At 46.3% G+C, this 831-nt stretch carries 1 protein-coding gene; it reads left to right on the top strand.

The genetic code is table 11. The features are described from left to right. On the top strand, positions 1–831 hold an 831-nt coding region (locus tag R7E78_RS25670), incomplete at both ends, for a TonB-dependent receptor domain-containing protein (RefSeq protein WP_318058547.1).

Genomic DNA, 831 nt, shown 5'->3' with positions numbered 1-831 from the left:
TGCCGAACTCTATCGACAAGACCAACAACGTCTTGAAGGTTCGTCATCCATACAAAAAGATGGCAAGTGGCATATCGAAGACTTTGCAGAAGATGAATCGACAGAAGAATACAGTGCATATTTAGGTGCCGAGCTAACGCCGCTTGATCCAACATGGTTTGAAGAGTTGGATACCAAAGTTTATTGGCGTCATACCGAAGTGATCACAGACACCAATCGCTTAATGAACTCTACCGACGCCAATGGTCTGCTGATCAAGCGCCGCGAACTTGAGCACAAAACATTTACCGATAACACGGTCGGTCTGAGAGCGGATTTCAAACAGACGCTTCATGCCTCATCGGCTGAGCACAAGTTAGCGTATGGCGTTGAGATAGCATCGGATTACTACCAACGTGAAGATAATCAGAAAGTCCTCGATTGGACGGGATCCAACGCATCGCAAAAACAACCCTTTGCCGCTGCACGTGCTTACAACATTGGGCTTTATTTCCGTGACATGATTGAGCTGGAGAAATGGACATTGACTGGCGGTTTGCGTTTCGATGCGCACCGACTTTCACCTGATGGCCAGAATGATATCGGTGGATATCCACTGAAAGATATCGACAGTTCTGAAATTTCACCAAGTTTGTCGATTTCTCGTGAAGTGTTCGAAAACAACCGCGTTTACCTCTCTTACGATCACGGCTATCGAGCGCCAGAATACGATAAGGCGTATGGCTTCGTAAGCCACGACTTTGTGCCGCTGACGCCTTTTGTTATTGCACCAAATATGGATCTAGAGGCAGAAACTTCGGACTCGTTTGAAATCGGTAACAAATTCGATAA

The organism is Vibrio sp. YT-19(2023) (assembly GCF_033337395.1).
Note: the sequence above shows the minus strand (reverse complement) of the source record. Positions and strands in the feature narration are given on the sequence as shown.